Below are 5419 nucleotides of genomic sequence, written 5' to 3'. Positions count from 1 at the left end.
AATGGTTGTCCGGCGGCGTCCTACTCTCCCACCCCGTCTCCAGGGCAGTACCATCGGCGCTGAGAGGCTTAGCTTCCGGGTTCGGAATGAGACCGGGCGTTTCCCTCTCGCCATGGCCGCCGTAACTCTGTGAACATGTCGAACCAGATGGGGCTGGTTCGTGCGTTCAGAACCGCACAGTGGACGCGTGACATCTTTGTTTGTTGCCTGACTACTCCAGCACAAGGGTGCTGTGTGGGTGTGTGTGGTCAAGCCCTCGGCCTGTTAGTACCGGTCAGCTGCACACCTTGCGGTGCTTCCACTTCCGGCCTATCAACCCGCTGGTCTGGGCGGGGGCCTTACCCGATCTGGTCGGTGAGAGACCTCATCTTGAAGCGAGCTTCCCGCTTAGATGCTTTCAGCGGTTATCCCTGCCGAACGTAGCTAACCAGCAGTGCACCTGGCGGTACAACTGGCACACCAGAGGTTCGTCCGTCCCGGTCCTCTCGTACTAGGGACAGCTCTTCTCAAGTCTCTTACGCGCACGGCGGATAGGGACCGAACTGTCTCACGACGTTCTAAACCCAGCTCGCGTACCGCTTTAATGGGCGAACAGCCCAACCCTTGGGACCTACTCCAGCCCCAGGATGCGACGAGCCGACATCGAGGTGCCAAACCATCCCGTCGATATGGACTCTTGGGGAAGATCAGCCTGTTATCCCCGGGGTACCTTTTATCCGTTGAGCGACACCGCTTCCACATGCCGGTGCCGGGTCACTAGTCCCAGCTTTCGCTCCTGCTCGACCCGTCGGTCTCGCAGTCAAGCTCCCTTGTGCACTTGCACTCGACACCTGATTGCCAACCAGGCTGAGGGAACCTTTGGGCGCCTCCGTTACATTTTGGGAGGCAACCGCCCCAGTTAAACTACCCACCTGACACTGTCCCTGATCCGGATCACGGACCGAGGTTAGACATCCAATTCGACCAGAGTGGTATTTCAACGATGACTCCACCCACACTGGCGTGCGGACTTCACAGTCTCCCACCTATCCTACACAAGCCGAACCGAACACCAATATCAAGCTATAGTAAAGGTCCCGGGGTCTTTCCGTCCTGCCGCGCGTAACGAGCATCTTTACTCGTAGTGCAATTTCGCCGAGCCTGTGGTTGAGACAGCTGAGAAGTCGTTACGCCATTCGTGCAGGTCGGAACTTACCCGACAAGGAATTTCGCTACCTTAGGATGGTTATAGTTACCACCGCCGTTTACTGGCGCTTGAGTTCTGAGCTTCGCCCCGAAGGACTAACCCGTCCCCTTAACGTTCCAGCACCGGGCAGGCGTCAGTCCGTATACATCGTCTTACGACTTCGCACGGACCTGTGTTTTTAGTAAACAGTCGCTTCTCACTGGTCTCTGCGGCCGGCCACCGCTGCCCCCAGCAAGTGGGTTCACAGTCACCGGCCCCCCTTCTCCCGAAGTTACGGGGGCATTTTGCCGAGTTCCTTAACCACAGTTCGCTCGATCGCCTCGGTATTCTCTACCTGACCACCTGAGTTGGTTTGGGGTACGGGCCGCTCGGAACTCGCTAGAGGCTTTTCTCGGCAGCATAGGATCATCCAATTCGCCTCATTCGGCTATGCGTCAGGTCTCACCCTGTGTGTGGAACGGATTTACCTATTCCACGGGCCACACCCTTGCACCGGTACTACCACTCACCGGTAGGACTACCTTCCTGCGTCACCCCATCGCTTGCCTACTACCAGTCCGGGTCCCGCGCTAGAACCCACAGCTCACCTCGAAAGGATCACCATGAGCATTCGGGCGGTCAGCATCGCTGGGTTCAGCATGGGCGTTCCTTCGCGGGTACGGGAATATCAACCCGTTGTCCATCGACTACGCCTGTCGGCCTCGCCTTAGGTCCCGACTCACCCTGGGCGGATTAGCCTGGCCCAGGAACCCTTGGTCTTCCGGCGGGGGAGGTTCTCACTCCCCTCTCGCTACTCATGCCTGCATTCTCACTCGCGTGGCGTCCACGGCTGGATCACTCCGCCGCTTCGACCGCCACACGACGCTCCCCTACCCATCCACACACCTGGCCACCACCTCGAGGGCGATGACGGGTGAACATGTGAATGCCACGGCTTCGGCGGTGTGCTTGAGCCCCGCTACATTGTCGGCGCGGAATCACTTGACCAGTGAGCTATTACGCACTCTTTCAAGGATGGCTGCTTCTAAGCCAACCTCCTGGTTGTCTCTGCGACTCCACATCCTTTTCCACTTAGCACACGCTTAGGGGCCTTAGCCGATGATCTGGGCTGTTTCCCTCTCGACTACGAACCTTATCGCCCGCAGTCTCACTGCCACGCTCTCACTTACCGGCATTCGGAGTTTGGTTGACGTCAGTAACCTTGTGGGGCCCCTCAGCCATCCAGTGCTCTACCTCCGGCAAGAAACACGTGACGCTGCACCTAAATGCATTTCGGGGAGAACCAGCTATCACCGAGTTTGATTGGCCTTTCACCCCTACCCACAGCTCATCCCCCAGGTTTTCAACCCTGGTGGGTTCGGTCCTCCACGCGGTCTTACCCGCGCTTCAACCTGGCCATGGGTAGATCACTCGGCTTCGGGTCTAGAGCACGCGACTATAGAACGCCCTGTTCGGACTCGCTTTCGCTACGGCTACCCCACACGGGTTAACCTCGCCACGTACCACTAACTCGCAGGCTCATTCTTCAAAAGGCACGCAATCACCCCCACCCCGAAGGGCATAAGGCTCTCACGGCTTGTAGGCACACGGTTTCAGGTACTATTTCACTCCCCTCCCGGGGTACTTTTCACCTTTCCCTCACGGTACTTGTCCGCTATCGGTCACCAGGGAGTATTCAGGCTTAGCGGGTGGTCCCGCCAGATTCACACCGAATTTCACGGGCTCGGTGCTACTTGGGATACAACTCGGGAGGTGCTGCGTTTTCGTGTACGGGGCTCTCACCCTCTACGGCGACCCCTTCCAGAGGCCTTCCACTAACGACAACACTTTCTTACTCCCTACACCCTCGGCAGAAGATATTGAGTCGTCCCACGACCCCGACCACACAACGCCTGCCGGCTATCACATGCAATCGGTTTAGCCTCATCCGCTTTCGCTCGCCACTACTCACGGAATCACGGTTGTTTTCTCTTCCTGTGGGTACTGAGATGTTTCACTTCCCCACGTTCCCTCCACACGCCCTATGTGTTCAGGCGCGGGTCACACCACATGACTGGTGCGGGGTTCCCCCATTCGGAAATCCTCGGATCAACGCTCGGTTGACAGCTCCCCGAGGCTTATCGCAGCCTCCTACGTCCTTCATCGGCTCCTGGTGCCAAGGCATCCACCGTGCGCCCTTAAAAACTTGGCCACACAAAAATCCCGCCCACCACCCCCGGAAGGAGACGATGCGGCGGGCCTACACAAACCCTTGAACTACAGAGTCAGAAGATGCTCGCGTCCACTGTGCAGTTCTCAACGTACGACCAGACACCCCCCAACCGCCCCCGCCGGCCCACACCCTCCGCAGAGACGTGGCGGTACAAAAACAGGAGAGCCCTGACAAGAGATGAAACGGTCGCCCGCTCTCTCAGGACCCAACAGCGTGCCTACAACCGGTTCCCCACCACCACGCGCGTTCCACACCCGAACCTCCGAAGAGACCACGGGCCGTACTAACGGCGATGACAGCTGCCGGCCGAACTGGTCAGTGTTCCACCCTCGAGCGCTGTCCCGAACACCCGCGGCCACCCGGTGATGGGCGACCGTCACGGTCCGGGCACAGGTCTGGACCACCAGAACAACTCTGGCGGCCAGTGCTCCTTAGAAAGGAGGTGATCCAGCCGCACCTTCCGGTACGGCTACCTTGTTACGACTTCGTCCCAATCGCCGATCCCGCCTTCGACGGCTCCCTCCACAAGGGTTGGGCCACCGGCTTCGGGCGTTACCGACTTTCGTGACGTGACGGGCGGTGTGTACAAGGCCCGGGAACGTATTCACCGCAGCGTTGCTGATCTGCGATTACTAGCGACTCCAACTTCATGGGGTCGAGTTGCAGACCCCAATCCGAACTGAGACCGGCTTTTTGGGATTCGCTCCACCTCGCGGTATCGCAGCCCTTTGTACCGGCCATTGTAGCATGTTTGCAGCCCTAGACATAAGGGGCATGATGATTTGACGTCATCCCCACCTTCCTCCGAGTTGACCCCGGCAGTCTCCTATGAGTCCCCACCATGACGTGCTGGCAACATAGAACGAGGGTTGCGCTCGTTGCGGGACTTAACCCAACATCTCACGACACGAGCTGACGACAACCATGCACCACCTGTGCACGGCCCTTACGGACCCACCATCTCTGGAGGATTTCCGTGCATGTCAAGCCTAGGTAAGGTTCTTCGCGTTGCATCGAATTAAGCAACATGCTCCGCCGCTTGTGCGGGCCCCCGTCAATTCCTTTGAGTTTTAGCCTTGCGGCCGTACTCCCCAGGCGGGGCGCTTAATGCGTTAGCTGCGGCACGGAACTCGTGGAATGAGCCCCACACCTAGCGCCCAACGTTTACGGCGTGGACTACCAGGGTATCTAATCCTGTTCGCTCCCCACGCTTTCGCTCCTCAGCGTCAGTTGTTGCCCAGAGACCCGCCTTCGCCACCGGTGTTCCTCCTGATATCTGCGCATTTCACCGCTACACCAGGAATTCCAGTCTCCCCTGCAACACTCTAGTTTGCTCGTATCGACTGCAGACCCGAGGTTGAGCCTCGGGATTTCACAGCCGACGCAACAAACCGCCTACGAGCTCTTTACGCCCAATAATTCCGGACAACGCTTGCACCCTACGTATTACCGCGGCTGCTGGCACGTAGTTGGCCGGTGCTTCTTCTGCAGGTACCGTCACTTTCGCTTCGTCCCTGCTGAAAGAGGTTTACAACCCGAAGGCCGTCATCCCCCACGCGGCGTCGCTGCGTCAGGCTTTCGCCCATTGCGCAATATTCCCCACTGCTGCCTCCCGTAGGAGTCTGGGCCGTGTCTCAGTCCCAGTGTGGCCGGTCACCCTCTCAGGCCGGCTACCCGTCGTCGCCTTGGTAGGCCACTACCCCACCAACAAGCTGATAGGCCGCGGGCCCATCCCCAGCCGATAAATCTTTCCACCACCAGACCATGCGGTCAGCGGTCATATCCGGTATTAGCCCCAATTTCTTGGAGTTATCCCAGAGCTGAGGGCAGGTTGCCCACGTGTTACTCACCCGTTCGCCGCTAGGACACCACCCCGAAAGGCGGGCCTCGCTCGACTTGCATGTGTTAAGCACGCCGCCAGCGTTCGTCCTGAGCCAGGATCAAACTCTCCGTAGATGATTTGATCGCAGCTGAGAACCGAGAGCTAGCACTCTCGATATCAATCAACCAAAGGAATCCCA

Annotated in this window: 3 rRNA genes; all 3 read right to left on the bottom strand. The window is 58.6% G+C overall.

From position 1 onward, the window contains the following. Positions 1–7: 7 nt before the first annotated feature. Positions 8–124: ribosomal RNA gene (rrf, locus tag E4P38_RS22605) — 5S ribosomal RNA — on the bottom strand. 120 nt (positions 125–244) lie between these two features. Further along, positions 245–3377 (bottom strand): 23S ribosomal RNA (locus tag E4P38_RS22600). 456 nt (positions 3378–3833) lie between these two features. After that, a 16S ribosomal RNA gene (locus E4P38_RS22595) occupies positions 3834–5354 on the bottom strand. The 16S, 23S and 5S rRNA genes sit together here, the layout of an rRNA operon. Positions 5355–5419: the final 65 nt, after the last annotated feature.

The sequence above is a fragment of the Blastococcus sp. CT_GayMR16 genome (assembly GCF_004570875.1).
GTDB lineage: Bacteria > Actinomycetota > Actinomycetes > Mycobacteriales > Geodermatophilaceae > Blastococcus_B.
Note: the sequence above shows the minus strand (reverse complement) of the source record. Positions and strands in the feature narration are given on the sequence as shown.